The following is a 26,850-nucleotide window of genomic DNA, read 5'->3' on the forward strand; positions in this document are numbered from 1 at the left end:
CACTGTACTGATCACAGTGCCCGGCCGAGGTCCGGCACTAGTTGGTAGACCCACCCTGCGCAGCCTGCTACTGCGTCGTCCGCTCGTGGAAGGGCGTGGCTTCGTCCGGATTGCTGTCTGTGTTTTGGTAATAGCGGACTTCGAACATTTTGGCGCCGGTTGCCGAGACCCAGGGGCCATGCTTCATCCCCGGCGGCCGGGTAGCCCAGTCACCCGTGTTGAAAGTGCGGTTCAAACGCTGGTCGACGAATGAACCTTCGAAGATGAATACCTCTTCCCAAAAGTCATGGACCAGGACACCGTTTGGTGACGTATCGGTTCCCGGCTCAAACTTCAGGATGCGGGTGACACAGCCAGTCCTGTCATCACGCGCCAGGACTGCTTCCGAAAGCCCTTCAATGGGTGGTGTGCAGGGCGTGAACTCCACCGATGACGTCGGAGTGAACTCAAATTCGGGTTTTGCCACTCTGCCTCCAAGTTCATAGATCATGAGATGGTTGGTCCCAGTTGCTCCGCCGCTTTACCAGGTGAGGGCCGGGGTTCCTTGAGCTCAATAAAGAATGTGTGGGTATCGCTTGCTCCAATGTTTTCTCCGGAATGCTGCTGTGCCGGAAGCCAGCGAGCGACTCCTGCAGGCAGTTCCACCTCGACGGAGTTTCCATTGGACGAGATCCGGCGGCGGAAGGAACTAAGCGTCACCATCACGCTGTCAGGGTGGTTGTGCTCGGATGTCGAGTGCCCAGGAGAGTCGAGATACTCAAGTACGCGCACGCGTTCGTTTTCAAAAGCGACCCGGTAATTCTCCGGATTCGTCTGGACAGGATCCTTCGCCATGAACGGAATATACGCCTGTGGCAGCCTTCGGAACCAGAGACTTCGGGTCAACAAGGCGTTCCCTCGGCGTCTTCAATGATGACGCCCCCTTGGAATCGATGGCTGCCGCGCTGGTTGTCGGGCTGCCTTTGTAGCCGGGAGAAGGCCTTCAGCCGCGGACTCTCCTGATCCTCATCCTGTGTCGCCTGGGGACCTGGGTGGGACTGGTTATGGGGCGGGGGCGCCGCCAGGGCTTGTGGGGCCGATAACTGATGGGGTCAGGAGGCGATGGCGCTGAAGCCACCCGTGAGGACCCTTTCCTGCGGCGCCGCATCTCCAGGAGAACGAGTATGGTCAAGCCGATCCATGCGAAAGCGGCAACGAATATCAAAGCCACCGCCTGAACCGTACTCATGACCCGGCTGCCTGCGCGGAGCCGGGACCGTGCCCACAGAGGCTCCTCGAACGCCCATCCCCGTTGCCTGTGCAGCATGCAACGGGAGCCGTCAGGTGAGGTGGTAAACGGAGAATCCAGGGAGCGTGTTTCGGCAGGGTACCAGTCAACGGAAGGTCAGGCGCTGGGCGATGGTCAGCATGGGTGGACATGGCGGGTGGCTTTCCGCGACTGTTCGGCTGACTTCATAGCCCAATGAGTCAAGTTTCCGCTCGTGGGGGCGGTGTGGCAATAGCAGGCAGCGTCGGCCATACCGCAGTCCTACGGGAACGAAAAGGGCGCGTGGGGAACGGTAGTCAGACGAGCCAGCGCCACCAGCGCGGTTGCTCGGGTTCCGGTGTCGGTTCCGGTTCCGGCTCCTCGCCCAAAGCCAGCGCGGCTTCGACGATGTCGTCCGCGGTGAGTGTCATGACGGCCTCGCGATCGAGCGCATCGAGGCTTTGTTCGTCGTCGAGCGACAGCCGCAGCGCCTGTCGGTTGAGCGCCTGTTCAAACAGTGTGCGGGCGAAGCGGGCGTTGCCGGAGTCCTCACCCGCGTGGAGCCCGGTGAAGATGCGGCGCAACATCTGGTCAGCGCCCGGCTCCAGCCTGTACTCGTGCTGGGCGAGCATCTGGTGGAAGATCATCTGGAGGGCGTCGACGGAATAGTCGGGGAACGTGATCTCACGGGCGAAGCGGGAGCGCAGGCCGGGGTTCGAGAGCAGGAAGGACTCCATCAGCCGGGGGTACCCGGCTACGATCACCACCAGGCGGTGGCGGTGATCCTCCATCCGCTTGAGCAGGACTTCGATCGCCTCGGGGCCGAAGTCCATCCGGCCGTCCTCCGGTGCCAGCGCATAGGCCTCGTCGATAAACAGGACGCCGTCCAGCGCTCGCCGGATCACCCGGTCTGTCTTGATGGCGGTCGCGCCGACGTATTGCCCCACCAGGCCCGAACGGTCGACCTCAACCAGGTGGCCTTTTTGCAACAGTCCCACCGCGCGGTACATCTCGGCCAGGAGCCGCGCCACGGTGGTCTTGCCCGTGCCAGGGTTTCCCAGGAAGACCAGATGCTGTGAAGTGGCCACCTCCGGCAGGCCGTGCGCCTTACGGCGGGCCTGGACCTGGAGCAGTGCGACGAGGCCCCGGACCTGTTCCTTCACGGTTTCCAGCCCCACCAGCGCGTCGAGCTCTGCCTGCACCTCGGACAGCGGCCGTGCCGGCCCGGGCCTCACACCGATGAGATCGCCGACCAGGTCGTCCACACGCTCTGAACCGGGCAGCTTGAGCTGATCGGCCAGATGGCCGATAGTTTCGCGGAGGTCGTCGAGCGGGTGGCGGCTGGGTGCCATGCATCCACTGTAGTACTCGACTCCCGACCGGGGTGGGGTTTGCCCCACCGGTATCAGGTTCCAAGAATGGCACTGCCCACGACGGCCATCACCGCCAGCGCGAGTGATAGTGGTTTGCTGGCATCCGTCGATGCCGTACACATAAAATTCGAAATCATCACCGATAGAAAGATCCCTGTGAAGCAGAGTATTCTCGCCCGCGTTGCCCAGCTGGCCAAAGCCAACCTGAACTCCCTCCTGGACTCCGCCGAAGACCCGCAGAAGATGCTGGATCAGATGGTCCGGGACTACTCGGATAACATCCGCGAAGCCGAGTCCGCGATCGCACAGACCATCGGCAACCTCCGGATGGCCGAGGAAGACCACGCCCGCGCCGTGAGCGATGCCAACACCTGGGGCAGCAAGGCGATCGCTGCCTCCCGCAAGGCCGACGAGTTCCGGGCCGCCGGGAACAGCGTGGACGCTGACAAGTTCGACGCCCTGGCCAAGGTTGCCATTGGCCGGCAGATGACTGCGGAATCCACCGCGAAGGCCCAGGAACCGAACCTGGCCGCGCAGAACCAGGTCGTCGACAAGCTCAAGCAGGGCCTGGACCAGATGCGGGGCAAGCTCAGGGAGCTGACCGCGAAGCGGAACGAACTGGTCAGCCGTTCACGCGTGGCCGCAGCCCAGTCCCAGGTCCACGATGCGCTCAAGTCCCTGGACAACGGAGACCCGGCCTCGGCGATTGGCCGGTACGAGGAGAAGATCCGCCGGCAAGAGGCCACGGTCCGCGGCCAGCAGGAACTCGCCGCCTCATCCCTGGAAGCCCAGTTCGCGTCCCTGGAAGACCTCGGAGAGCATACCGAAGTGGAAGCACGGCTGGCCGCCCTCAAGTCCATCGACCGGAAAGCCATCGACTAGAAGGCGGCTCTCAGGCCACCGAGTGGACGCGGCATGCGGGGCAGCGGCCGGGTAGGGCCTCCTGGGCTGCATCGCCGAGATGTCGGTGACGGGTTATTCGCCGAGGAGTACAAAGGATCCATTCCTTGCTGGAAGGCTTGGTGAACGCGTCTACGTGGACCCAGCGGCGATGGCCGCTCCCACGACATTCCGCGGGCATCCGGCACCCAGCTAGGTCTGGCGCACCCTGTCATCGGAGTTCCGGGTCTCCGCGCTCTGGACATGGCTCCTGGGCTCGGCCGGCGGCCGGCTCCGGGCTTTGACCAAGGCAATCAGTAAGGTCAGGATGGTGCCCATCCATGCAATTGCGGCCAGGAACACCAGGCTGATTGCCGCTAAGGGGTGCATGCCGAAAGCCTAGGACTTAAAGAGTGCGAATCCCGGATGCAACTCCGCAGCCTCGCGGCCGGAATTTTCGCAACCCAGGCGTCCGAAGCTGGGATGGAAGCATCAGGGAACGAAAAAGGTGCGCCCCGTTCGCTGAGCGCACCCTTCTCGATTCCCCTCGCAGCCGTCTCCCATCGACTGCAAACATAATAAGCATGCTTAGGATTGCTTATCAAGCCAGCCCCGCTCCGCAGAGCAAAGCTGCCGTTGTTCGTCCGCCGACAACATAAGACATAGGAAGCCGGCGTGGTTGGAGATACGAGAAAACCCCGGAAAATCAGTGATTTTCCGGGGTTTTCGTTTGTGCGCGGAGGGGGACTTGAACCCCCACCCCCTTTCGAGGACTAGCACCTCAAGCTAGCGCGTCTGCCATTCCGCCACCCGCGCAGGTGGTATTTCGCCGAAGCCGTCCCGCCTTTCAGCGTTTCGCGCCTCTCCGAAGCAGCGAGAAAAACTCTAACATGACTTTCCGGGAACAACGAATCGAGGCAAGTCGGTAGGCTGAGGACAGCGATTCAGCTCGTGCCAACCAGTCATTCCCTACCAAGGAGCCTCCAATGCCTGACGTCCTGCCCGAGGATGAAGTTGTCCGGATCTGCCAGGAACTCATCCGGATCGACACCTCCAACTACGGCGACGGGTCAGGGCCGGGGGAGCGCGCCGCGGCAGAGTATGCCGCAGGACTCATTGAGGAAGTGGGGCTGGAGGCGGAGATCTTCGAATCCGCCCCTGGCAGGGCCAATGTAGTGACCAGGATGGCAGGGGAGGACCCCTCCGCCAGTGCCCTGGTGGTCCACGGCCACCTTGACGTCGTTCCGGCCCTGCGCGACCAGTGGTCTGTGGACCCCTTTGGCGCCGAACTGAAGGATGGCCTCATCTGGGGCCGCGGCGCCGTCGACATGAAGGACATGGACGCCATGATCCTTTCAGTCCTGCGGAACTTCGCGCGGGAAGGCAGGAGGCCCAAGCGGGACATCATCTTTGCGTTCTTCGCTGACGAGGAGGCCGGCGGCGTCTACGGCGCGCGCTATGCCGTGGACAACCGACCGGAACTTTTCGAGGGCGCCACCGAGGCCATCTCCGAGGTGGGCGGATTCTCAGCAACGATCGGCGGGCAGCGGACCTACCTGCTGCAGACGGCGGAGAAGGGCATTTCGTGGCTCCGGCTCGTTGCCCACGGACGGGCAGGCCACGGCTCGCAGATCAACACCGACAACGCCGTGACCCGCCTGGCAGCCGCCGTCACGCGTATCGGCGAATACAAGTGGCCCATCGAGCTCACTCCCACCACCCGGCAGTTCCTTGACGGAGTGACCGAACTCACCGGTGTCGAGTTCGACGCCGACAATCCTGACCTCCTGCTCAACCAGCTTGGCACCGTGGCCAGGTTCGTCGGGGCCACCTTGCAGAACACCACGAACCCCACGCTTCTTAAGGGCGGCTACAAGCACAACGTCATCCCCGAGTCTGCCGAGGCCCTGGTTGATTGCCGCACCCTGCCCGGCCAGGAACAGCAGGTGCTCGAAATCGTGCGCGAACTCGCCGGCAACGGAGTGGACGTCAGCTACGTCCACAACGACGTCTCCCTCGAGGTCCCGTTCGCGGGCAACCTGGTGGACTCGATGATCGACGCCCTGCACAAAGAGGACCCCGGCGCGAAAGTACTGCCCTACACGCTTTCGGGCGGCACGGACAACAAGTCCCTCAGCCGGCTGGGCATCACCGGCTACGGCTTCGCGCCCCTGATGCTCCCGGACGAGCTGGACTTCACCGGGATGTTCCATGGCGTGGACGAGCGTGTGCCGGCGGACTCCCTCAAGTTCGGCGCCCGGGTGCTGAACACCCTGCTGACCAACTACTAAGGGGAACTGCCGTGACTCCAGATGACCTGCTGCCGGATGAGCTCCTGGAGCGCATCCGGGGCCGCGCCGCAGGGTACGACCAAGACAACGCCTTTTTCCACGAGGACCTGCGGGAGCTTGCGGAGGCAGGGTACCTGAAGCTCTTCGTGCCGGCGTCCGACGGCGGCGCGGGCCTTGGGCTCGAAGCGGCGGCGCAGTGCCAGCGCAGGCTGGCAACGGCCGCACCGGCCACGGCACTGGCCGTCAACATGCACCTGGTGTGGACCGGCGTCGCGCACGTCCTGGCAGCCCGCGGGGACCACTCCCTGGCCTTCGTCCTCAAGGAAGCCGCGCAGGGCGAAGTCTTCGCGTTCGGTAACTCGGAGGCGGGCAACGATTCCGTCCTCTTCGACTCACGGACGGTGGCTACACCACATCCGGACGGCAGCTACTCGTTCACCGGGACCAAGATCTTCACCAGCCTCTCGCCGGCCTGGACCCGGCTGGGAATTTTCGGGAAGGATGCTGCGGCCCGTGACGGGGCCGGGGAACTCATTCACGGGTTCATCAGCCGCGAAACGCCCGGCTACCGGACCCTGGACGACTGGGACACCCTGGGCATGCGGGCAAGCCAGTCCGCCACAACGGTCCTTGACGGTGTGACTGTTCCACCGGACCGGATCTTCCGCAAGCTGCCCGTCGGTCCCAACGCCGACCCGCTGATCTTCGCGATCTTCGCATGCTTCGAAAGCCTCCTGGCCGCCGTCTACACGGGGCTGGGTGAACGCGCACTGGCCGTGGGCGTGGAGACCGTCAAGCGCCGCACCTCGTTCAAGAACGGCGGACGCAGCTACGCGCAGGACCCCGACATCCGCTGGAAGGTGGCGGACGCCGCCATGGCCATGGACAACCTGTACCCGCAGCTCCGGTCCGTCACGGCCGACGTCGACGCCCTGGCCGACCACGGGGCCCAATGGTTCCCCAAACTGGTGGGCCTGAAAGTGAATGCCACCGAAACGGCACGGCGCGTGGTGGACCTCGCCATCCGCGTCAGCGGGGGATCGAGCTACTTCAGGGGTTCCGAGCTGGAGCGGCTCTACCGGGACGTGCTGGCCGGAATGTTCCATCCCTCCGACGACGAGTCCGCCCACAACACCGTGGCCAACGCCTGGCTGGGCCCGCTGGAAAACTAGACGGCCCGCTGGACTGGCCATTCCTGGACGGTTCCCTGGACTGTCATTCCCTAGACGGTCCGCTGGACCTGCATTACCCGGCGCCGGAGCCAAAAGCGCCTGCCGCCGCCCACGTAGAGCTTGCTGCGTTCCAATTCCCACTTGCCGTATTCGGAGTGTTCCACCAGGCGCCGGCGTGCCTCCGGCAGGGAATCATCAGGGCTCACGGTCAGTACGAGGTACTCGTACTGCCGCAAATAATCCCGCTCCCGCTGGACCGAGCTGGTGAGAAATTGTTCCTTCATTTGCTCTCCATTTTCGTCCTTTTCCGGCTAACGTGAAGTCATGAGCATCGATCCGCGTGTCGCGCTTTCGTCCCTGACCACCGCTTTGGAAGAACACCTTATAGCAGCATCGAACCGCCGCGGGGACGGTGACCCCTCCGTTGAGGCAGCTTTTTTCGCAGTTGCCGATGCCTTCGAAGTTTACGAGGACGCGCTCTACGAGGCCTACAACGAGGTCACCCCGTTGCAGGTCTTTGACGACGAGGACGAAGAGGACGAAGAAGCCGACGTGGACGAGGATGAGGACCTGGAAATCGTCGAGGAATAGCAGCGCCGGGGGAACCTGGCGGCCTTAGAAGGCGGAAACATCCTCCAGTGCCCGCGCGATCTGCGGCGGCAGCGGTGCGGGCTGGACGTCGAGGATCTCCTTCAACTGCACAGGTGTGCGGGCACCGACAATGGCGGTGGCAACTCCCTGCTGCGACAGCAGCCATGACAGCGAGACGTCCTGCGGGCTCCTGCCCAGACCGTTGGCAGCCATGCACACAGCATCCACGATGCGTGACGGCTTCTCCTCAAGGTAAGGCTCCACATAGGCCGCTTCGCTGGCCGACGCCCCGCGTGATCCGCCGGGAATCCCACCCCGGTACTTCCCGGTAAGGACACCGCGGCCCAGCGGAGCCCATGCCATCAGGCCAAGCCCGGCGTCGTCGGCGGCCGGCATCAGTTCCGCCTCCGCTGTCCGTTCAAGGAACGAATACTCGGCCTGGACCGCCACCAGCGGCACACTGCTGATGGCTGCGGCCTTGGCCGTCTGCCAGCCGCTGAAGTTCGAGATGCCGGCGTACCGCGCCCGGCCGGTGCGTACGGCAAATTCCAGCGCAGCCAGCGTTTCATCGAGGGGAACATTGCCGTCCCACGCCTCGGCAAACCAGAGGTCCACATAATCGGTGCCCAGCCTGGCCAGGCTGGCGTCAAGTCCGGTGAGCATCGCATTGCGTGACGTGTCCACTGCACGGCGCCCGTCCGGCGTCGTCATCCCCGCTTTGGTGGAGATGGAAATCTCCGTGCGGGACACCACATCACCCAGCAGCGAGCCAAGGATCGCCTCCGAGCCACCGCCGGCGTAGGAGGCCGAGGTATCCACGTGCCGGCCGCCCGCATCAAGGAAAGTGCGCAGCAGCTCGGACGCGTCCTGTTCGTCAGTTTCCCCGCCCCAGGACCGGGTACCCAGGGAGAGGGCTGAGACTCGCAATCCACTGTTGCCGACGTAACGCTGCTGCATAGCAGCAAGCTTACGGGCAGATGCCCTGCTGCCATGCCGTAGGGTCTTAGCGTGAACTGGTTTGAAGCGGCCCTGCTGGGCCTAGTGCAGGGACTGACCGAATTTCTACCGATTTCATCGAGCGCACACCTGCGGATCGTGGGGGAGTTCCTCCCCAATGCCGAGGACCCGGGCGCGGCCTTCACAGCCATCACCCAGCTCGGCACCGAGACCGCCGTCCTGATCTTCTTCTGGCGCGACATCGTCCGCATCGTCAAGGCCTGGGCGGGGTCCCTCAGCGGCAAGGTGCCGCGGCACGATCCTGATGCCCGCATGGGCTGGCTGGTGATCCTGGGCAGCCTGCCCATCATCGTGCTGGGCCTGCTCTTCCAGGACCAGATCGAATCCGTACTCCGCAGCATGTGGATCGTGGCCACCATGCTGATCGTTTTTGGACTCTTCCTCGCCGTGGCCGACGCCGTGGGCGCCCAGAAGCGGGACCTTACACACCTGACCTACAAGCACGGCATCCTCTACGGACTGGCCCAGGCCCTGGCCCTGATTCCCGGCGTCTCCCGCTCCGGGGGCACCATCACCGCCGGCCTGCTGATGGGCTACACACGGGAAGCCGCGGCGCGGTACTCATTCCTGCTCGCCATCCCTGCGGTCTTTGGCAGCGGGCTCTACCAGCTGTACAAGGTGGTGACCAAGGAGGGCATCTCCGGCCCGTTCGGCCTGCCGGAAACTGCCCTCGCCACCGTGATCGCGCTGGTGGTGGGCTACGTCATCATCGGCTGGTTCCTGAAGTTCGTGTCCACCCGCAGCTACCGGCTCTTTGTCTGGTACCGGATCTTCCTGGGGCTGGCCCTGTACCTCCTGCTCGGTTTCGGCGTCATCAGCGCCTAGGACTAGGCTTGGCATGTGAAATCCTGGACTTCCCGCCCCATTCCTGCCCTGCCCGGAAACATGCCCGCCCTGCGGCTGTTCGATACTGCGGCAGGCCGCGAAGTGGCGCTGGAACGGGAAGCCAGGCCATCCATGTACGTCTGCGGCATCACGCCTTACGACGCAACCCACATGGGCCACGCCGCCAGTTATGTGGCCTTTGACCTGCTGAACCGCGCCTGGCGCGACGCCGGCAGCGAGGTCTCCTACGTCCAGAACGTGACGGATGTGGATGACCCCCTGCTGGAACGGGCCACAGCCACCGGCGTGGACTGGCGGGACCTCGCCGCCGAACAGGTGGAGCTCTTCCAGACAGACATGGAGGCGCTGAATGTCCTGGCGCCGGACCACTATGTGGGCGCGGTGGAGTCCATCGGCCTGATTGTGCCCGAGGTGGAAAAGCTGGTCAGCCTGGGCCTGGCCTATCAGGTTGCCGGCACCAACGGGGAACCCGACGGAGATGTCTATTACGACGTCGAAGCGGCCGGCAAGCAGTCAACGTCGCCGGACGCCTGGGCCCTGGGATGTATTTCCCACCTGAGTGAAAGCGCCATGCTGGAGCTTTTCGCTGAGCGTGGCGGGGACCCCGGCCGTGCCGGGAAGCGGCAAGCCCTTGATCCGCTGCTGTGGCGGGTGGAACGGCAGGGGGAGCCGAGCTGGCCCGGTGGGAGCCTGGGCGCAGGCAGGCCCGGCTGGCACATCGAATGCACCGTCATCGCGCAAAAGTATCTGCCGTCGCCCTTCACGGTGCAGGGTGGCGGCTCGGACCTGATCTTCCCGCACCACGAGATGGGCGCCGGCCATGCCTACTCCCTGGCGGGGGTTCCACTTGCCCGGCACTACGCGCATGCCGGGATGGTAGGGCTCGACGGGGAGAAGATGAGCAAATCCAAGGGCAACCTGGTGCTGGTCTCCAGGCTCCGCGCCGCCGGTGAAGACCCTGCAGCCATCCGGCTTGCAATCCTTGTCCACCACTACCGGTCCGACTGGTCCTGGACGGACGAAGGCTTCACCGCTGCCAAGGCAGACCTGGCAGCCTGGCGGAAGGCGCTCGACCACGCTCCGGAGGGTTCAGCCCAGGCGCTGCTGGCTGAAATGCGCGAGGCACTGGCAGCGGACCTTAACGCGCCGGCAGCGGTTGCCGCTGTCTCGCGCTGGGCACGGTCCGCCAACGACGGCGGTGCTGCCGCCAGCCCTGCCGACCGCACCCTTGTTAAGGACGCGGTGGACGCGCTCCTGGGCATCCGGCTCTAAGGCATCGGCTCGCGGCAACAAAGGGACTTGCGGCCAACAGAAGAGGGCTGGGCCAGGATTTCTCCCGGCCCAGCCCCCTTCCTGTTAATGTCTGTCCAAAGTCAAGGCCGGTCCTGGCCCCGGCGCTTCAGGTACCGCTCAAACTCGCGGGCAATGGACTCGCCGCTGGCCTCGGGCAGGTCGGCGGTGTCCTTGGCTTCCTCCAGTTGGCGGACGTAGGCGGCAATTTCCGGGTCCTCGGTGGCCAGTTCGTCCACGCCACGCTCCCAGGCGTCCGCTTCCTCCGCCAGCTCCTGGGTGTCCAGCGGCACCTGCAGGAGCTCCTCGATGCGGTGCAGGAGGGCGAGCTGTGCCTTGGGCGAGGGCGCCTGTGCCACATAGTGCGGCACCGCCGCCCACAGCGATACGGTTGGGATTCCGGCCAGCAGCGCCACCTCGGACAGGACTCCCACGATACCCACGGGGCCTTCATACTGTGACGCTTCCAGGTTCATGCGTTCCCGAAGCTGGGCATCATCGGATGACGTGCTTACCGGGATAGGGCGGCTGTGGGGGACATCGGCCAGCAGCGCGCCCACGAGCACCACGTAGTCCACATTCAAAGCCTCTGCATGGACCAGCAGCTCAGCGGTGTAGGCGCGCCATTTGTAGGACGGCTCGGTGCCCTGCACGAAGATGACGTCCACATTGGAGTTGGGCGCGCTGGCCTTATAGATACGGGTGGAGGGCCATTTGATCTTGCGTTCTCCGGCGGCGTTCCTGCGGACCGTGGGCCGTGTGAACTGGAAGTCGTAATACTCATCGGCATCGATCGATGCCACCTTCTTGCCGCCCCACAACTTGTTCAGGTACCGCAGGGAGTCGCTGGCCGCTTCTCCGGCGTCATTCCACCCCTCAAAGGCAGCAAGCATTACGGTTACGCGCTGTCCGTCAGCCACCGGCTGCAGGAACCGTTCCCGCTCGGGTCCGGCACCTTGTTCGGCGGTGTCTCCCTCGAAGCTATTCATTTCTTCACCCTACGTCCAAGGTGGACACTCGCGCATGGAATGAAGCGCCGCAAATCGCCGGTAAACGGCGCAAAGGGCACCAGCCCTGCTTCATATTCGCCAAGGGCGTAGCCCACAGCCTCCGCCCAGCCCCGCGCCGTAGACTGGCTGCATGCGAAATCCTGCCGCCGGTTCCCCGCTCAAAGCCGTCCTATGGGACATGGACGGGACCATCGTGGACACCGAGCCATACTGGATTGCCGCTGAGCATGCCTTGGTGGAAGCCCACGGCGGCACCTGGAGCCACCATCAGGCAATGCAGCTGGTGGGCCAGTCACTGACGTTCTCCGCGGGCCTGCTCCAGCAGGCCGGCGTCGAGCTCGAAGTCCGCGAGATCATCGATTCCCTGACAGCCCAGGTCATCAGCAGCGTCCAGCAGGAGGTGCCATGGCGCCCGGGTGCCCGTGAACTCCTCGAGGAACTGCACCTGGCCGGCGTGCGCTGCGCCCTGGTCACCATGTCCGAGGGGCCGCTGGCCCGCGAGGTGGTTGCCAGCCTTCCCCGCCCCTACTTCGAAGTCCTTGTCACCGGCGACACCGTCACCCGGGGCAAACCGCACCCCGAGGCGTACCTGACCGCCGTCGAGCTGTTGCAGGAAGCCGATCCTGACCTCGGCATCCACCACTGCGTTGCCCTAGAGGATTCCGTCCCCGGCGTTGCGGCGGCCGTCGCCTCCGGCGTCACCACCGTGGCTGTGCCGCACATCGTTCCATTGCCGGATGACGGCAGTTACGCACTCTGGGACTCCCTGTCCGGCCGCGGCCTGGTGGAGCTCGAAGCCCTGCTGTTGGAGGCGGAGGCAACGCGGCCCGCCGCCACGGCCGCCGGTGACTCACGTGGCTGAACCTGACACTCAACGGGGCACAGAACCCGGCACACCGGCTGCTACAGGACGGCGTGAAGGCATCCCGCTGGGACGCATCGCCGGCGTTCCGGTTGTGCTTGCCTACTCGTGGTTCGTGATCGCAGCCTTCACCGTCATCGCCTACGGGCCAGTCCTGGCGCGGAACAACCCCATGCTCGGCATGAGCGCCTACGTTGTGGCGTTCGCGTACGCCGTCCTGCTCCTGATTTCCGTGCTGGTGCACGAACTCGCCCACGCCCTCACCGCCAAAATCTACGGATGGCCCACGCAAAAGATCGTCCTCAATCTCTGGGGCGGGCACACTCAGTTCGAAAGCTTCACTGCTTCCCCCGGCCGGTCCGTACTGGTGGCGCTGGCCGGACCAGCAGCGAATTTCGTCCTCGCCGGCGGGGCCTGGCTGCTGCTGGGCACCAACAGCCTGGGAAGTGTCGCCGAGATCCTGACCAACATTTTCATGTGGGCCAACTTCCTGATCGCCGTCTTCAACGTCCTGCCGGGCCTGCCGCTGGACGGTGGCCGGCTGGTCGAGTCCATCGTCTGGAAGGCCACCGGCAGCCAGGCGAAGGGAACGGTAGCTGCCGGCTGGGGCGGGCGCATCATCGTCCTGGCCATCGCCTACTGGTTCCTCCTTCGCCCGTACCTCGCCGGCGACGAGCCCGACTTCAGCCTCCTCATGATCACCGTCCTGGTGGGCGGATTCCTGTGGATGGGTGCCTCCGCCTCCATCCAGCAGGGCACGCTGCGGGGACGGCTCCCGCTGGTCAGCGCAGCGGGATTGTCGACGCCGGCCGTGGGCATACCTTCCACGGGCACCGTCCGCGACGCCCTCCGTCTGGCCGCTGCCGGAACAAAGTCCGTGGTGGTATGCGGACCGGACGGGCGCCCGCAGGGGGTGGTGGACCCTGGCGCGCTGGCCTCGGTGCCCGGATCAGCCGCGGACTCAACCCCTGTCACCGCCATTTCGTTTCCCCTGTCTGCCGGCGCCTACGTTCCCGAATGGTCCAAGGGACAGGAGCTGATCCAGTTTCTTTCGCAGCTTGAGGGGCGGCACTATGCAGTGGTGGACCACAACGGCGCAGTCACCGGACTGCTGACCCAGGACGTCGTCCTCGCGGCCATCACCGGAAAGAGACAGCGCAACGATAAGCACCCGCAGGGGCAGAACCGGTAGAGTTACCTGCCGGTCGTGCATTGCCGCCGTAAAAGCCCCGGTATCCCTTGGGACTTTGGCCGCGGCACAAAAGGTTTACAGGAGCGAGGAACATCATGAGCAGCGAAACTGCGGTCAACGACGCCACGGGAGCAGCGCAAGCCGGTGCTCCCGCCAGCGGCTCGCAGCCGGTAGGAGCTGCCCGTCGCCGCGGCCCCTTCCGCGAAGGCGAGCGTGTCCAGCTCACCGACGAACGCGGCCGCATGAATACCATCACGCTTGAACGTGGTGGCGCCTTCCACACCCACCGTGGCTTCCTGAACCACGACGAGATCATCGGCAAGGTGGACGGCTCTGTTGTGGTGAACAACGTTGGCCAGCAGTACCAGACCCTCCGCCCGTTGCTCTCCGACTTCGTGCTGTCCATGCCCCGCGGTGCCGCCGTCGTGTATCCCAAGGATGCAGGCCAGATCGTCACCATGGCGGATATCTTCCCCGGAGCACGCGTGGTGGAGGCCGGCGTCGGCTCCGGCGCCCTGTCCATCTCCCTTCTCCGCGCCGTGGGGGACAACGGCTACCTGCACTCCTTCGAGCGGCGCGAAGAGTTCGCCGACATCGCCCGGGGCAATGTGGAGACCATCTTCGGCGGTCCGCATCCTGCCTGGCAGATTTCCCTCGGCGACTTCCAGGAGGAGGTGGTCAAGGCTGAAGAGCCCGGCTCTGTGGACCGCGTGGTGCTGGACATGCTGGCACCCTGGGAATGCCTCGACGCCGTCGCCACCGTCCTTGCCCCCGGCGGCGTTTGGATCAACTACGTGGCAACCGTCACCCAGCTCTCCCGGACAGCGGAAGCCATCCGCGCCGACGGCCGCTTCACCGAACCCGACGCCTGGGAATCGCTGGTCCGCGGCTGGCATCTGGAGGGGCTGGCGGTCCGGCCGGACCACCGCATGGTGGCCCACACCGGGTTCCTGCTGGTCACCCGGCGCCTCGCCGACGGCGTCACCGGCATCTCGGTCAAGCGCCGGCCGTCCAAGACCGAATTCAACGAAGAAGATGTCAATGCCTGGACTCCCGGCGCGGTAGGGGAGCGGGCCGTGTCTGACAAGAAGCTGCGGCGGGCAGCCCGGGATGCCATCGCGGGAACGAACGTTGTGGACACACCCGAGGTTACGAACTAGTCCACATTTCGGGAGTCTCCATCCCTACCCGGCATCTTGGGACTAATGTCTTTAAGAGAAGCGCAGGAAGGGGCTGATACATCATGGAGACACCAAACCAGGACTCCGGACGTACACCGGCAGAGCAGTCTGCCGCCAACGACCTCTCGGTTGCTGACCGCCAGGTCAACATACTTCGGGACAAGCTCAGGCACATCGACCGCCAGTTGGCAGCGGCAACGCAGAACAACACCAAGCTGGTCAGCATGCTTGAGACGGCCAAGGCGGAGATTCTCCGGCTCAAAAATGCCCTGGACCAGGAAGGGCAGCCGCCGTACAGCTTCGGCACCATCCTCCAGATCAATCCGAAGCGGCAGCCTGCCCCCGGCAACAGCGGCCAGGCTGCCACCGAGGAATCCGTGGATATCTTCAACGCCGGCCGGAAGATGCGGGTGGGTGTCAGCCCACTGGTCAATATCAACCAACTGGCGGTGGGCCAGGAGGTACTGCTCAACGAAGCCCTCCTGATCGTGGCAGGTCTTGGCTATGAGCGCGCCGGCGAGCTTGCCACCCTGAAGGAAATGCTGGGGCGTGACCGCGCCCTGGTGGTTGGCCGGGCCGACGAGGAACGGGTGGTCCGGCTTTCCGGTGCGCTCCAGGCCGAGAAGCTCAGGGTCGGCGACGCCCTCTCCGTGGACTCCCGGACAGGCTACGCGCTCGAGAAAGTGCCGCGCTCCGAGGTGGAAAACCTGGTGCTCGAGGAAGTCCCGGACATCACCTACGAGGACATCGGCGGCCTCGGCCCCCAGATCGAACAGATCCGGGACGCGGTGGAACTGCCGTTCCTGCACCCCGACCTCTACCGCGAGCACGGACTGAAGGCCCCCAAGGGCATCCTGCTGTACGGCCCTCCGGGCTGCGGCAAGACCCTTATCGCCAAGGCGGTTGCCAACTCCCTCGCCGCCCGCGCCGCCGAACGGTCCGGGAACGTGGACCTGAAGAGCTACTTCCTGAACATCAAGGGACCCGAACTCCTTGACAAGTACGTGGGCGAAACAGAGCGGCACATCCGCCTGATCTTCTCCCGCGCCCGGGAAAAGGCCTCGGACGGCAGCCCCGTCGTGGTGTTCTTCGACGAAATGGACTCCCTGTTCCGCACCCGCGGCACCGGAATCTCCTCCGACGTCGAAACCACCATCGTGCCCCAGCTCCTCAGTGAGATCGACGGCGTGGAACGCCTGGACAACGTCATTGTCATCGGTGCATCCAACCGTGAGGACATGATCGACCCCGCCATCCTCCGGCCCGGCCGGCTCGATGTAAAAGTCAAGATCCAGCGTCCCGACGCGGAAGCCGCTGCGGACATCTTCAACAAATACATCACGACGGACCTGCCGTTCCACGAATCGGACCTCGCCGAGCACAACGGAGACATCCAGGCCACGGTTGACGCCATGGTCCAGCGCACGGTCGAAGCCATGTACTCCACGGACAAGTCCAACGAGTTCCTCGAGGTCACGTATGCCAACGGTGACACCGAGATGCTGTACTTCAAGGATTTCAACTCGGGCGCCGTAGTGCAGAACGTGGTGGACAGGGCCAAGAAGTACGCCATCAAGGACCTGCTGACCACACACCAGAAGGGGCTCCGGATCGAGCACCTGCTGCGTGCAGTGGTGGATGAATTCCGCGAACACGAGGACATGCCCAACACCACCAACCCCGACGACTGGGCACGTATCTCCGGCAAGAAGGGCGAACGGATCACCTATATCCGTACCATCGTCCAGGGTAAGGCCGGGCAGGAGCCGGGCAAGTCGATCGAGACGATGCCAACCACAGGGCAGTATCTATGACGGATGCGAAGGGACCTGCCGCCGGGGAAGCACTCCCCGCCGGCGGGGCCATGCGGGTGATGGGGGCGGAAACGGAGTACGGCATCCACGCTCCCTCCGCTCCCTCCGCCAATGCCACCATGATGAGCGCCCGTGTGGTGCAGGCCTACGCCCAGGTCACCAGGCAGCGGGCGGCCGGCGGGGCCGAAACCCGCTGGGACTACACCGATGAAGAGCCCCTGCACGATGCCCGGGGCTGGACCGTGGACCGTGGCGCTGCACATCCCAGCCAGCTGACCGACCAGCCACCGGTGCTTGATGCGGAGGCAGTGGCGCTGGCTTATGGCCGCGAGGAACTCGAGCTGGACGGCCAGGACGAGTCAGGGACCCTGCTGATGAACATGGTCCTTGGCAACGGAGCCCGGCTGTACGTCGACCATGCCCATCCCGAGTACTCAAGCCCTGAGGTCACCAACCCCCGTGACGCGGTGGCATGGGACGCTGCCGGCGACCTCGTGGGGCTGGCCGCCGTCCGCCGGCTGGCCGCGGACGGCGCCCTCCCGCCGGTCAACCTCTACAAGAACAACACCGATAACAAGTCCGTGTCCTACGGTTCCCACGAGAACTACCTCATGCCCCGCTCCGTCCCTTTCGGGGACATCGTCCGCGGGCTCACACCCTTCTTCGTCAGCCGGCAGGTGGTGTGCGGTGCCGGGCGGCTGGGGATAGGACAGGACAGCTCAACGCCCGGCTTCCAGGTCAGCCAGCGGGCCGACTTCTTCGAAGCCGAGGTGGGCCTGGAAACCACCATCCGCCGGCCCATCATCAACACCAGGGACGAACCCCATTCCACGGCCGATAAGTACCGGCGCCTCCACGTCATCATCGGTGACGCCAATCTCAGCCAGGTGTCCAACTACCTCAAGTTCGGTACCACGGCCATGGTCCTCAGCCTCATCGAGGCAGGGCTGGCTCCCAAAATCGAGGTCTACGAGCCCGTCGCGGCACTCAAAACGGTCAGCCACGATACCTCGCTCACTGCAAAGCTGCGCTTGCTGGACGGACGGCGGGTCACAGCCCTGGACATCCAGTGGATGTACCACGAGGCCGCGGCCAAGCTGGCCCAGGACACCGGCGTGGGTGACGCCCTGGACGGTGACGGGCACACCCATGAGGTCCTGGAACGGTGGGCTTCGGTTCTCACCCAACTGGACAGTGACAGGGCTGCCGCCGCCACTTCCGTGGAATGGCTGGCGAAACTCACCCTGCTTGACGGCTACCGGCAGCGCGATGGACTGGAATGGAACGACGCCCGGCTTGGCCTGGTGGATCTCCAGTGGGCCGATATCAGGCCGGAGAAGGGCCTCTATTACCGCCTGCTGTCGAGGAACCGGATGCAGCGCGTCGTGGACGATGCCGCCATTGCCGCTGCGGTGACAGAGCCCCCCGCCGACACCCGGGCCTTCTTCCGTGGGAAATGCATCAGCAGCTTCGGCAAGGATGTGGTGGGCGCAAGCTGGGATTCGGTGATCTTCGATGTGCCGGGTTACGGACGGCTTCAGCGGGTGCCCACCAGGGAACCCCTGAGGGGAACCAAAGCCCTCACCGGAGCGTTGTTCGAGCGCTACCGGGAAGCGGGACCGTTCCTCGGGGAACTGCTGGGACACAACAGCACTCCGCCTGCGGCATAAACCGCGCCGGAACGCCCGTCCCGTGGCAGGATGGGCATATCGGAGGATCCGCCGGATCCACCGGAGGAACAAGGAGGGAAACCAATGGCAGGCCAGGAGCAGCAGCAGCCGCAGTCACGTGACAGCCAGGTCGAGGACGACATCCCCGAGGCACCCCCGGCACCGCCCGAAGCACAGGCTTCGGCATCGACCGAAGGCGTGGACGACCTGCTCGACGAAATCGACGGCGTCCTGGAATCCAACGCTGAGGAGTTCGTCCGGGCATTCGTGCAAAAGGGCGGCCAGTAACCCGGACCCGGAAGGTGGCGGAAGCCGCGGACGGCCGGAATCTGTACCGACGTTGAAGTACCACGTTCAAGGAGTGATGAGTGCAGGAATCAACCGCCAACCAGGTAGCCGCCAACGCCACCTCGTCCTTTACGGAGCACCTGCAACGGGACCGGCCCGAGCTATTGCCCTTTAGCCGGTCCTTCCAGGGTGGCGCGTCCACGGCTGCCCCGGTGCAGGTTCCACACGCCACCACCATCGTTGCCATGAGTTATGGCGGCGGCGTCCTCATGGCGGGCGACAGGCGCGCCACGATGGGCAACATCATCGCCAGCAGGCACATCGAGAAGGTCTTTCCGGCAGACCACTTCTCTGTGCTTGGCATTGCCGGAACAGCCGGCATAGCAATTGACCTGACGCGGCTCTTCCAGGTTGAACTTGAGCACTACGAAAAAATTGAAGGAACCCAACTCAGCCTCGAAGGCAAGGCCAACCGGCTGGGGGCCATGATCAGGGGCAACCTTCCGATGGCCCTTCAGGGCCTGGCCGTCGTGCCCCTGTTTGCGGGTTTCGACACCACCGCCGGCGTGGGCCGGCTGTTCTCCTACGACGTCACCGGGGGCAGGTACGAGGAACACGAACACCACACCGTAGGCTCGGGTTCGGTCTTCGCGCGCGGTGCCCTCAAGAAACTCTGGCGGCCCAACCTCACCGCCGCCGAGGCCCTGTCCGTGGCCGTGGAGTCCCTGTATGACGCCGCCGACGACGATTCCGCCACCGGCGGCCCGGACACCGTCCGGCAATTGTGGCCTGTGGTCTATACGGTGGACAGGACAGGGGCCCACCGGGTGCCCGAGGCGGACCTCGCGGCCGCTTCGCGCGCCGTAATTGAGGCACGCACCATCGCCGGACGGGAGGCCTGACATGACGCAGCAGTTCTATGTCTCGCCCGAACAGCTGATGAAGGACCGTGCGGATTTCGCGCGGAAAGGCATCGGCCGTGGCCGCTCGGTTGTGGTCATCAGCTGCGCCGACGGCATCGCACTCGTCGCCGAGAATCCTTCGCCGTCCCTGCACAAGATCGGCGAAATCTACGACAAGATCGCCTTTGCGGCAGTGGGCAAGTACAACGAATTTGAAAGCCTCCGCCAGGCGGGGGTCCGCTATGCAGACGTCCGCGGCTACTCCTACGACCGCGAGGACGTGACCGCCCGCGGCCTGGCGAGCGTCTACGCGCAAAGCCTGGGGGCTGTCTTTACCGCCGAGCAGAAACCCTTTGAGGTGGAACTGGCGGTCGCCGAAGTTGGCCCCACCCAGGCCGACGACCACCTGTACCGGCTGACCTTTGACGGCTCGATCGCCGATGAGCACAGTTTCGTCGTCATGGGCGGCCAGGCAGAAAAGGTGTCTTCAGCCATCGAGGCTGGCTGGCAGGCGTCCCTCGATTTCGCCGATGCTGTCCGGCTGGCTTTGAAGGGACTGACGCCTGCCCAGGAGGGAGAACAGCCTGCGGCGCAGCTGCCGCCGGGCGCACTCGAAGTGGCAGTCCTGGACAGGCTTTCCGAAAGCTCCCGCGGATCCCGGCGTGCCTTCCGCAGGCTGAACGACGCGGACATCACAGCACTGCTGGCCTAGGAGGACGACATGGACAAGAGAATCTTCGGCATCGAGACCGAGTTCGGGATCTCTTACTCGAGCCCCGATTCGAGGCCACTTGCCCCGGAAGAGGTGGCCCGGTACCTCTTCCGCAAAGTGGTCAGCTGGGGGCGCTCGTCCAACGTGTTCCTTACCAATGGCTCGCGGCTGTACCTCGACGTCGGGTCCCACCCCGAATACGCCACCGCCGAATGCGATGACCTCGCACAGCTGATCGCCCACGACCGTGCGGGTGAGCTCATCCTGGACGACCTCGTGGATGAAGCCCAGGCCCGGCTGGCCGCCGAAGGCTTCAACGGCACGGTGTACCTCTTCAAGAACAACACCGACTCCGCCGGCAACTCGTACGGCAGCCACGAGAACTACCTCATTCCCCGCCGTGGGGAATTTTCCCGTCTGGCCGAAATCCTCATTCCGTTCCTGGTCACCCGCCAGCTCATCGCCGGCGCCGGAAAAATCCTGAAGACCCCGCACGGGGCCACCTATGCGTTCTCCCAGCGCGCCGACCACATCTGGGAGGGAGTCTCCTCCGCGACGACGCGCTCACGGCCCATTATCAACACCCGTGACGAGCCGCACGCGGACGCGGAGTTCTACCGCCGCCTGCACGTCATTGTGGGGGACTCGAACATGTCAGAGGCCACTGCCCTCATGAAGGTCGGCACCGTGGACCTGGTCCTGCGGATGATCGAAGCGGGCGTGATCATGCGCGACATGCGGATGGAAAACCCCATCCGCAGCATCCGGGAAATCTCTCACGACCTCAGTGGCCGGGCACTGGTCCGCCTTGCCAACGGACGCCAGCTAACGGCCCTGGAAATCCAGCAGGAGTACCTGACCAAGGTCACGGCCTTCGTCAGGGAGCACGGGGCGCACAACCCGCACGTACCGCTGATCCTCGATCTGTGGGAGCGGACACTGCATGCCATTGAATCCGGTGACACCAAGGGCATTGACACCGAAATCGACTGGGCCATCAAGAAGAAGCTGATGGACAACTACCGTGAACGCCACGGCCTGGGCCTGGACGCACCCCGCATTGCCCAGCTGGATTTGACGTACCACGACATTTCCCGCAGCCGCGGACTGTTCTACCTGCTGCAGTCACGTGGGGCCGTGCGCCGGATTGTGGACGACACCGTCATCAAGGGAGCCGTGGACGCACCGCCGCAGACCACCCGCGCGAAGCTGCGCGGGGACTTTGTCCGCCGCGCACAGGAACTGGGCCGTGATTACACGGTGGACTGGGTGCATCTGAAACTGAATGACCGCGCCCACCAGACGATTCTGTGCAAGGATCCCTTCCGCAGCGTCGATGAGCGCGTCGATGCGCTCCTGGACTCTATGGGCTGACGTCCAGCTTCAGGGTCTATTCTGGATAAGGTCCTTTTAACGGGACCTCTCCACGACACGCTCCGCTGCAATGCGGAATGTCGTATCCACCCTGCCCCGACGAAAGTTTTCCTACGTGCGCCGACTACTAGCAATCCTCCTTCCCGGCCTGCTGCTCCTGACTGCCTGCGGAGGCAACGCTTCCCAGCCAGAGCCCAGCAGCCAGTCCGCCGGGGAGACTGCAAAGTTCGACTCCCTCAAGCTGACCGACAACGGGGACAAGAAGGCCCCTGGCGTGGACTTCGACAAGCCACTGACTGTGACCGAGCCAACCATCAAGGTGGTGTCCGAAGGCAGCGGCGACGCCGTGAAGGCGAACCAGATTGCCAAGATCTCCATCCTCGCGCTGAACGGCACGGACGGTTCCCAGCTTGAGGATACGTTCGCCAACGAGCCTGAGAGCCTTGAACTGAATGACGAGCTCAAGACCAGCAGCGCCGTCATCTACAACGCTTTTGTGGGCGCTAAGGTCGGGTCCAGCCTGGCGCTGGCCGTCCCCGGCCAGCAGAGTGCAGCTTCGGCGAACCCCAGCCCGTCAGACGGCGCCAGCCCCAGCCCGAGCACCGCAGCAGACCCCACCCAGCTGCTGATCATCAAGGTTCTTTCCGCTTCCGATCCCACCCCGGTGCTGGACAAGCCCCAGGGCGAAACGGTAACGCCGCCCGCCGGGCTGCCGACGGTCACGGAAAAGGACGGCATCCCGGAAATCAACGTTGCGGGAGCCCCGGCCCCCACATCCCTCGTGTCGCAGGACCTGATCAAGGGCACGGGCGCCGCCGTCAAGGAGTCCGACACCCTGACCGTCAACTACGTGGGCGTCAACCTCGCCGACGGCACCAAGTTCGATTCCAGCTTCGACCGCGGCCAGCCGGCCACCTTCCCGCTGACCGGCGTCATCAAGGGCTGGACCCAGGGCCTCGCCGGTAAGACTGTAGGATCCCGGGTCCTGCTCGTCATCCCCAAGGACCTGGCCTACGGCGACGCCGGCCAGGGCCAGGCAAAGGGCGATCTGGTCTTCGTAGTGGACATCCTCGGGGTCAAGTAGCAAGACTTACAAGGACGCCGCGTCCCCCGCGGCACCCATCCAACCCACGCATAGGAGCAAGTATGTCTTTTGGACAGCGGGAATTTGACCGCCAGAAGCCCGAGATCGATTTCCCCGAAGGCGACGTCCCCACGGAACTCGTCATCACAGACCTCATCGAGGGTGACGGCCGGGAGGCCCAGGCAGGGGACACCGTCTCCACCCACTACGTCGGGGTTGCCTGGTCCACCGGCGAGGAATTCGACGCCTCTTGGGGCCGCGGCGCACCGCTTGACTTCCGCGTCGGCGTCGGGCAGGTCATCCAGGGCTGGGACCAGGGCCTGCTGGGCATGAAGGTCGGCGGCCGCCGCCGCCTCGAGATCCCCTCCGAGCTGGCGTACGGCTCGCGCGGTGCAGGTGGCGCGATTGCCCCCAACGAAGCGCTGATCTTCGTCGTGGACCTCGTGGCGGTCCGCTGACCCGAACCAACTGGCTGAACCGGAAGCGCGGCAGTACCGAAGGATATTCCTCCCGTACTGCCGTGCTTTCTGCTTTCCCCGGGGGAGTTTAGTAACGTAACGAAGGTGTCCCCATCCCGCACCGAACGACTCCTCAACCTGCTGATCGCTTTGCTTAACACCCGCTACGGGCTGCACCGCAGCGAGCTGCGCGAAAAGGTTTACCGCGACACCTCCGGCAACGACGTCGCATTCGGGCGGATGTTCGAGCGGGACAAGAATGACCTGCGGGCGATGGGCTTCGACGTCGAGACACTGACGGACCTGGGCTGGAGCGAGGACGACCCCGCCACGACCAGGTACCGGATCGGCAAGGAGTCCAACCGGCTCCCGGACGTCCAGCTGGGGCCGGAGGAATGGACCGTCCTCCTGCTGGCCTCCCAGCTGTGGGAGCGTGCGGCCCTGGGAACCGCCGCCCAAAGCGCCCTCCGCAAACTTCAGGCTTCCGGCAGGATGGCCGAGGTGGAACTCCCTGCCGGGGTCCAGCCACGGATCAAACCCGCCGGGCAGGCCTTTGATGACATCGTGGCCGCCATGCACGCCCGGCATCCCGTCACATTCACATATGTCGCCGGCACCACCGGTAAAGAAGAACAACGCACTGTGGAGCCGTGGGGCCTGGGCAGCCGGTTCGGCCAGTGGTACCTCATGGGCTATGACCGGGCACGGAAGGCGCCCCGGCATTTCCGGCTGTCGCGCTTCACCAGCGCCGTGGCCACCCTGGCCAGGGAGCAGTACATGCCGCCCGCGGACTTCAATATCCGCGCTGAGCTTGACCGGCTGCCTGAACTGCCGCTCCGCACCGCCGTCGTTGACGTCAGGGAGGGGCGCCTGCTGGCCCTGCGGCGCCGTGCCGTCCAGGGCGCCCCGGACGAGGTACCGGGACAACCCGTTGCGGGCTACGACCGGCTCTTCGTGGAGTACCGGGACCCGGAGGTACTTGCTGAAGAACTGGCTTCCTACGGGCCTGATGCCCTCGCAAAGGAACCGGCCGGGCTGGCCGCAGCCGTGCGAAGGCGGCTGCAGGCCGCAGCCGCCTTCAGCGCCGCGCCTGTTCCCGCCTACACCTTTGCCGACACCCGTCCCCGGGCCGCCCGCAAGGGGACCTCGGAGGACCAGCTCAAGCGCATGCTGCAGCTGGTGCCGTTCCTGGTCCATAACCAGGGCCTGCACATCCAGGACGTGGCAAGACACTTCGGTGTCACCCGGGAGGAGCTTGAGGCAGACCTGCGGATCCTCATCTGCTCAGGGCTGCCGGAGGGCTATCCTGACGATCTGCTCGATATCCAGTGGGAAAACGACCACGTCTTCATTACCCAGGACCTTGACCTGAAGAAGCCGGTGCGGTTCACGGTGGCGGAGGCCTGCGCGCTGCTGACGGGTCTTGAAACCCTCAACGGCCTGCCGGACCTTCCCGGCGGCGGTGCCCTGGAGTCTGTCACGTTGAAGCTCCTGGCTGCCGCAGGGGAGGAAGGACTGCAGGCTGCCTCCATCGCCGGGCCGCAGGTTGCGCCGGCGGACGCCGCAACCCATGCCACGGTGCGCCAGGCCATCGAATCCCGCTCCCAGCTCCACCTGACCTACCTGTCACCCCAGCGCGACGCCGTGACCGAGCGCGACGTTGACCCCCTGCGGCTGTATTCCCTTGACAACACCTGGTACTTCGAAGCCTGGTGCCACCTGGTGGACGGGCTGCGGAACTTCCGCCTGGACCGGGTACAGGACGTGCGCCCCAACGGTGAACCCGCCGCCCCGTATGACGGTCCTGAAGGCGGGGTCCCGGCCAAGCTGTTCACCGCGAACGACGACGACACCATGGTCACCGTCCAGCTCACCCGGCAGGGGAGGGGGCTGGCGGAGGACTACTACGCGGAGCGCACCGCGGAGTTGCCCGACGGCGGCCTGGTGGCCGAGATCAGGTTCGGCAACACGGCGTGGCTGCCGATGTTCGTGGCCCAGCATGGCGGTTCAGCGCGGATTTTGGCCCCGGCCGATCTCGCTTCCGCCGCGCGGGACTGGCTCACGGCCTCGCTGGCCGGCTACGACCGATAGACTTCTCAGCATGCCTTGGTGGTCCTGGATTCTTATATGGGTGGCGCTGGTCGCAGTAGCCCTGCTGTTCTATGTCCTGCTGGGCATCCGACTTTTCCGCCAGTTCATGGCCACGGTGAAGGACCTCGGTGCCGCCGGCGAAAAACTGGGACACCTGAACCCCATTGATCTGCCGGACGAACCTGCAGATCCGGCCCGGGCCCTGCCAGGCTCAGCCGTTTTTGCCTCACCCGCTGTGATGCGACATGATTACGAGGCATCCAAATGGGCCCGGCGTGAGGAACGCCGCGGCCGGCGAGTGCAGCGTAAAAAGGACCGGGGCCAGCCGCAGGCGCTCGGAGATCTCGACTTCACATAGAAGTAGGATGTACGTAGAGGAAAGGATTTCCCGTGGGAAGACTCTTTGATGGCCCCTGGCCCATCGTAATCATCATCGTTGTTGCTTTGCTGCTCTTCGCCGCCCCGAAGCTTCCGGCCATGGCCCGCAGCCTGGGACAGTCAATGCGGATCATCAAGTCCGAGGTCAAGGAAATGAAGAACGACGGCAAAGCCGACTCCACCGAGGCAAACGGCCCGGTGGAAGGCACCATCGTGAACCACCCCAAGGCGAAGCCCGGTGAGCCGACAGACGGCACTGATGTTCCGCCGTCGACCCGCGCCTGACCTCTCGTGGCACTGTCGCGGGCCCGTAAAGCCAATCCTGAAGGGCGGATGTCGCTTTGGGAGCACCTCAACGAGCTGAAGAACCGGCTGATCAAGTCGGCCATCGGCGTCGTCATTGGCGGCATTGGGGGCTGGATACTTTACGATCCGCTGCTGAAGGCCCTGGCTGAACCGGTCAACCGCATCTCCAATGAGACCGGCGGCCTGGCGGCCATCAACTTCGGGACCATCGCGTCACCCTTCGACTTCAAGCTCCAGATGTCGCTCCTGATCGGGGCGGTCATTTCCAGCCCCATCTGGATCTACCAGCTCTGGGCCTTTATCACTCCTGGACTGACATCCAAGGAACGCCGCTACACCCTCGGCTACATGGCGGCCGCCATCCCGCTGTTCCTGGCCGGAATCTGGGTAGGCTGGCTTGTAGTGCCGCAGGTGGTCCACGCGCTGACCCAGTTCACCCCGGAAGGCTCCTCCAGCGTCATCGATGCCCGGACCTACATCGAGTTCGTCACGCGGATGGTGCTCATGCTGGGCCTGGCCTTCCTGGTCCCCGTGGTGCTGGTGGGCGTGAACATGGCCGGCATCGTCTCCGGCCACACCATCCTTAAGGCCTGGCGCATCACCGTCTTCCTGGTCTTCGTCCTTGCAGCCATCGCCGCTCCGGGTGCGGACGCGATTTCGATGTTCATGTTGGCCGGACCGCTGCTGGCCCTGTTCTTCGCGGCCATCGGCATCTGCATCATGAACGACAAGCGACGCGAACGCCGCCAGTCCCGGCAGGTTGAGGAGACCGAGGCCACTGCGGATGTCGCAACCCCAAGCAGCGAACTGAAGAAGCTCTAGC

General features: G+C 64.7%; 28 protein-coding genes and 1 tRNA gene. 21 read left to right on the forward strand and 8 right to left on the reverse strand.

The features are described from left to right. Positions 1 to 67: 67 nt before the first annotated feature. The 3 genes from FBY36_RS18650 to FBY36_RS18660 form a co-directional block, all read right to left on the reverse strand. Positions 68 to 490, reverse strand: coding sequence for a cupin domain-containing protein (locus FBY36_RS18650; RefSeq protein ID WP_235008893.1), 423 nt, complete (start codon positions 488 to 490; stop codon positions 68 to 70). After that, complete coding sequence (locus FBY36_RS18655; protein WP_142121824.1) at positions 487 to 834, reverse strand: cytoplasmic protein; 348 nt, start codon at positions 832 to 834, stop codon at positions 487 to 489. Before FBY36_RS18655 ends, FBY36_RS18650 begins: the two co-directional genes overlap by 4 nt. Positions 835 to 1,563: 729 nt before the next feature. Further along, complete coding sequence (locus FBY36_RS18660; RefSeq protein ID WP_142121826.1) at positions 1,564 to 2,598, reverse strand: AAA family ATPase; 1,035 nt, start codon at positions 2,596 to 2,598, stop codon at positions 1,564 to 1,566. Positions 2,599 to 2,775: 177 nt separating this feature from the next. Here FBY36_RS18660 and FBY36_RS18665 point away from each other — a divergent pair, with 177 nt between their 5' ends. After that, positions 2,776 to 3,501 (forward strand): PspA/IM30 family protein, encoded by a 726-nt coding sequence (locus tag FBY36_RS18665; RefSeq protein WP_235008894.1) that lies wholly within the window; start codon positions 2,776 to 2,778, stop codon positions 3,499 to 3,501. Between the two features lie 210 nt (positions 3,502 to 3,711). On the opposite strand, the gene FBY36_RS20600 is transcribed toward FBY36_RS18665, so the two are convergent. Then, positions 3,712 to 3,888 (reverse strand): hypothetical protein, encoded by a 177-nt coding sequence (locus FBY36_RS20600; RefSeq protein ID WP_160141910.1) that lies wholly within the window; start codon positions 3,886 to 3,888, stop codon positions 3,712 to 3,714. 343 nt (positions 3,889 to 4,231) lie between these two features. Continuing rightward, positions 4,232 to 4,314: transfer RNA gene (locus FBY36_RS18670), tRNA-Leu, on the reverse strand. A 170-nt stretch (positions 4,315 to 4,484) separates the two neighbouring features. Between FBY36_RS18670 and FBY36_RS18675 the strand changes: the two genes are divergently transcribed. Together FBY36_RS18675 and FBY36_RS18680 are read left to right on the forward strand one after the other, a co-directional pair. Next, a complete protein-coding gene (locus FBY36_RS18675) occupies positions 4,485 to 5,789 on the forward strand; it encodes a M20/M25/M40 family metallo-hydrolase (protein WP_142121830.1) in 1,305 nt (434 codons plus the stop codon). A gap of 11 nt (positions 5,790 to 5,800) precedes the next feature. Beyond that, positions 5,801 to 6,961 carry an acyl-CoA dehydrogenase family protein gene (locus FBY36_RS18680; protein ID WP_142121832.1) on the forward strand — a complete coding sequence of 387 codons (1,161 nt, stop codon included), beginning with the start codon at positions 5,801 to 5,803 and terminating at the stop codon, positions 6,959 to 6,961. A gap of 50 nt (positions 6,962 to 7,011) precedes the next feature. Here the strand turns inward: FBY36_RS18680 and FBY36_RS18685 are convergent, their stop codons facing one another. Continuing rightward, on the reverse strand, positions 7,012 to 7,245 hold the full coding sequence (locus tag FBY36_RS18685; protein WP_018771130.1) for a DUF5703 family protein: 234 nt from the start codon (positions 7,243 to 7,245) through the stop codon (positions 7,012 to 7,014). Positions 7,246 to 7,285: 40 nt separating this feature from the next. Here FBY36_RS18685 and FBY36_RS18690 point away from each other — a divergent pair, with 40 nt between their 5' ends. Further along, positions 7,286 to 7,552, forward strand: coding sequence for a hypothetical protein (locus tag FBY36_RS18690; RefSeq protein WP_018771129.1), 267 nt, complete (start codon positions 7,286 to 7,288; stop codon positions 7,550 to 7,552). A 24-nt stretch (positions 7,553 to 7,576) separates the two neighbouring features. Here FBY36_RS18690 and FBY36_RS18695 read toward each other — a convergent pair whose 3' ends face one another. Then, positions 7,577 to 8,509, reverse strand: coding sequence for an aldo/keto reductase (locus FBY36_RS18695; RefSeq protein ID WP_142121834.1), 933 nt, complete (start codon positions 8,507 to 8,509; stop codon positions 7,577 to 7,579). 51 nt (positions 8,510 to 8,560) lie between these two features. Here FBY36_RS18695 and FBY36_RS18700 point away from each other — a divergent pair, with 51 nt between their 5' ends. Together FBY36_RS18700 and mshC are read left to right on the forward strand one after the other, a co-directional pair. Next, complete coding sequence (locus FBY36_RS18700) at positions 8,561 to 9,394, forward strand: undecaprenyl-diphosphate phosphatase (RefSeq protein ID WP_142121837.1); 834 nt, start codon at positions 8,561 to 8,563, stop codon at positions 9,392 to 9,394. Positions 9,395 to 9,409: 15 nt separating this feature from the next. Beyond that, on the forward strand, positions 9,410 to 10,687 hold the full coding sequence (gene mshC / locus FBY36_RS18705) for a cysteine--1-D-myo-inosityl 2-amino-2-deoxy-alpha-D-glucopyranoside ligase (RefSeq protein WP_142121839.1): 1,278 nt from the start codon (positions 9,410 to 9,412) through the stop codon (positions 10,685 to 10,687). Between the two features lie 101 nt (positions 10,688 to 10,788). Here mshC and FBY36_RS18710 read toward each other — a convergent pair whose 3' ends face one another. Further along, positions 10,789 to 11,694, reverse strand: a complete 906-nt coding sequence (locus tag FBY36_RS18710) for a PAC2 family protein (protein WP_056333897.1) — start codon at positions 11,692 to 11,694, stop codon at positions 10,789 to 10,791. Between the two features lie 199 nt (positions 11,695 to 11,893). Between FBY36_RS18710 and FBY36_RS18715 the strand changes: the two genes are divergently transcribed. The 15 genes from FBY36_RS18715 (at position 11,894) to tatC (ending at position 26,849) form a co-directional block, all read left to right on the forward strand. Further along, entirely contained in the window at positions 11,894 to 12,577 is a 684-nt protein-coding gene (locus FBY36_RS18715) for an HAD family hydrolase (RefSeq protein ID WP_235008968.1), read from the forward strand. After that, entirely contained in the window at positions 12,570 to 13,769 is a 1,200-nt protein-coding gene (locus tag FBY36_RS18720; RefSeq protein ID WP_142121843.1) for a site-2 protease family protein, read from the forward strand. The genes FBY36_RS18715 and FBY36_RS18720 overlap by 8 nt, the downstream gene beginning before the upstream one ends. 95 nt (positions 13,770 to 13,864) lie before the next feature. Continuing rightward, the gene (locus tag FBY36_RS18725; RefSeq protein ID WP_142121845.1) at positions 13,865 to 14,929 is read left to right on the forward strand and encodes a tRNA (adenine-N1)-methyltransferase; all 1,065 of its coding nucleotides are present in this window, start codon (positions 13,865 to 13,867) and stop codon (positions 14,927 to 14,929) included. An 83-nt stretch (positions 14,930 to 15,012) separates the two neighbouring features. Further along, a complete protein-coding gene (gene arc / locus FBY36_RS18730; protein ID WP_142121847.1) occupies positions 15,013 to 16,764 on the forward strand; it encodes a proteasome ATPase in 1,752 nt (583 codons plus the stop codon). Beyond that, positions 16,761 to 18,434, forward strand: a complete 1,674-nt coding sequence (gene dop, locus FBY36_RS18735) for a depupylase/deamidase Dop (protein WP_142121849.1) — start codon at positions 16,761 to 16,763, stop codon at positions 18,432 to 18,434. Before arc ends, dop begins: the two co-directional genes overlap by 4 nt. A gap of 84 nt (positions 18,435 to 18,518) precedes the next feature. Further along, entirely contained in the window at positions 18,519 to 18,722 is a 204-nt protein-coding gene (locus FBY36_RS18740) for a ubiquitin-like protein Pup (protein WP_018761343.1), read from the forward strand. 80 nt (positions 18,723 to 18,802) lie between these two features. Continuing rightward, positions 18,803 to 19,624, forward strand: a complete 822-nt coding sequence (prcB, locus tag FBY36_RS18745; RefSeq protein WP_142121851.1) for a proteasome subunit beta — start codon at positions 18,803 to 18,805, stop codon at positions 19,622 to 19,624. Between the two features lies 1 nt (position 19,625). Next, entirely contained in the window at positions 19,626 to 20,336 is a 711-nt protein-coding gene (gene prcA, locus FBY36_RS18750) for a proteasome subunit alpha (RefSeq protein ID WP_142121854.1), read from the forward strand. 9 nt (positions 20,337 to 20,345) lie between these two features. Beyond that, positions 20,346 to 21,710 (forward strand): Pup--protein ligase, encoded by a 1,365-nt coding sequence (gene pafA, locus FBY36_RS18755; protein ID WP_142121856.1) that lies wholly within the window; start codon positions 20,346 to 20,348, stop codon positions 21,708 to 21,710. A 115-nt stretch (positions 21,711 to 21,825) separates the two neighbouring features. Further along, a complete protein-coding gene (locus FBY36_RS18760) occupies positions 21,826 to 22,794 on the forward strand; it encodes an FKBP-type peptidyl-prolyl cis-trans isomerase (protein ID WP_142121858.1) in 969 nt (322 codons plus the stop codon). A gap of 62 nt (positions 22,795 to 22,856) precedes the next feature. Further along, the gene (locus tag FBY36_RS18765) at positions 22,857 to 23,252 is read left to right on the forward strand and encodes an FKBP-type peptidyl-prolyl cis-trans isomerase (RefSeq protein WP_142121860.1); all 396 of its coding nucleotides are present in this window, start codon (positions 22,857 to 22,859) and stop codon (positions 23,250 to 23,252) included. A gap of 105 nt (positions 23,253 to 23,357) precedes the next feature. Continuing rightward, complete coding sequence (locus FBY36_RS18770) at positions 23,358 to 25,343, forward strand: helix-turn-helix transcriptional regulator (protein WP_142121862.1); 1,986 nt, start codon at positions 23,358 to 23,360, stop codon at positions 25,341 to 25,343. A 10-nt stretch (positions 25,344 to 25,353) separates the two neighbouring features. Then, positions 25,354 to 25,701, forward strand: a complete 348-nt coding sequence (locus FBY36_RS18775) for a hypothetical protein (protein ID WP_142121864.1) — start codon at positions 25,354 to 25,356, stop codon at positions 25,699 to 25,701. Positions 25,702 to 25,733: 32 nt separating this feature from the next. Further along, complete coding sequence (gene tatA / locus FBY36_RS18780; RefSeq protein WP_056333928.1) at positions 25,734 to 26,006, forward strand: Sec-independent protein translocase subunit TatA; 273 nt, start codon at positions 25,734 to 25,736, stop codon at positions 26,004 to 26,006. Positions 26,007 to 26,054: 48 nt separating this feature from the next. Continuing rightward, positions 26,055 to 26,849 (forward strand): twin-arginine translocase subunit TatC, encoded by a 795-nt coding sequence (gene tatC, locus FBY36_RS18785; RefSeq protein WP_142121866.1) that lies wholly within the window; start codon positions 26,055 to 26,057, stop codon positions 26,847 to 26,849. Position 26,850 lies beyond the last annotated feature (1 nt).

Source organism: Arthrobacter sp. SLBN-122 (assembly GCF_006715165.1).
GTDB lineage: Bacteria > Actinomycetota > Actinomycetes > Actinomycetales > Micrococcaceae > Arthrobacter.

Excerpts from the sequence above, each read along its gene's own strand:
- tatC (WP_142121866.1), top strand. The coding sequence starts at position 26,055 with ATGTCGCTTTGGGAGCACCTCAACGAGCTGAAGAACCGGCTGATCAAG.
- FBY36_RS20600 (WP_160141910.1), bottom strand. The coding sequence starts at position 3,888 with ATGCACCCCTTAGCGGCAATCAGCCTGGTGTTCCTGGCCGCAATTGCA.
- FBY36_RS18685 (WP_018771130.1), bottom strand. The coding sequence starts at position 7,245 with ATGAAGGAACAATTTCTCACCAGCTCGGTCCAGCGGGAGCGGGATTAT.
- FBY36_RS18715 (WP_235008968.1), top strand. The coding sequence starts at position 11,894 with ATGGACGGGACCATCGTGGACACCGAGCCATACTGGATTGCCGCTGAG.
- FBY36_RS18765 (WP_142121860.1), top strand. The coding sequence starts at position 22,857 with ATGTCTTTTGGACAGCGGGAATTTGACCGCCAGAAGCCCGAGATCGAT.
- FBY36_RS18725 (WP_142121845.1), top strand. The coding sequence starts at position 13,865 with ATGAGCAGCGAAACTGCGGTCAACGACGCCACGGGAGCAGCGCAAGCC.
- FBY36_RS18695 (WP_142121834.1), bottom strand. The coding sequence starts at position 8,509 with ATGCAGCAGCGTTACGTCGGCAACAGTGGATTGCGAGTCTCAGCCCTC.
- FBY36_RS18650 (WP_235008893.1), bottom strand. The coding sequence starts at position 490 with ATGATCTATGAACTTGGAGGCAGAGTGGCAAAACCCGAATTTGAGTTC.
- FBY36_RS18775 (WP_142121864.1), top strand. The coding sequence starts at position 25,354 with ATGCCTTGGTGGTCCTGGATTCTTATATGGGTGGCGCTGGTCGCAGTA.
- pafA (WP_142121856.1), top strand. The coding sequence starts at position 20,346 with ATGGACAAGAGAATCTTCGGCATCGAGACCGAGTTCGGGATCTCTTAC.
- FBY36_RS18740 (WP_018761343.1), top strand. The coding sequence starts at position 18,519 with ATGGCAGGCCAGGAGCAGCAGCAGCCGCAGTCACGTGACAGCCAGGTC.
- prcA (WP_142121854.1), top strand. The coding sequence starts at position 19,626 with ATGACGCAGCAGTTCTATGTCTCGCCCGAACAGCTGATGAAGGACCGT.
- FBY36_RS18675 (WP_142121830.1), top strand. The coding sequence starts at position 4,485 with ATGCCTGACGTCCTGCCCGAGGATGAAGTTGTCCGGATCTGCCAGGAA.
- FBY36_RS18660 (WP_142121826.1), bottom strand. The coding sequence starts at position 2,598 with ATGGCACCCAGCCGCCACCCGCTCGACGACCTCCGCGAAACTATCGGC.
- dop (WP_142121849.1), top strand. The coding sequence starts at position 16,761 with ATGACGGATGCGAAGGGACCTGCCGCCGGGGAAGCACTCCCCGCCGGC.
- FBY36_RS18690 (WP_018771129.1), top strand. The coding sequence starts at position 7,286 with ATGAGCATCGATCCGCGTGTCGCGCTTTCGTCCCTGACCACCGCTTTG.
- arc (WP_142121847.1), top strand. The coding sequence starts at position 15,013 with ATGGAGACACCAAACCAGGACTCCGGACGTACACCGGCAGAGCAGTCT.
- FBY36_RS18710 (WP_056333897.1), bottom strand. The coding sequence starts at position 11,694 with ATGAATAGCTTCGAGGGAGACACCGCCGAACAAGGTGCCGGACCCGAG.
- FBY36_RS18655 (WP_142121824.1), bottom strand. The coding sequence starts at position 834 with ATGGCGAAGGATCCTGTCCAGACGAATCCGGAGAATTACCGGGTCGCT.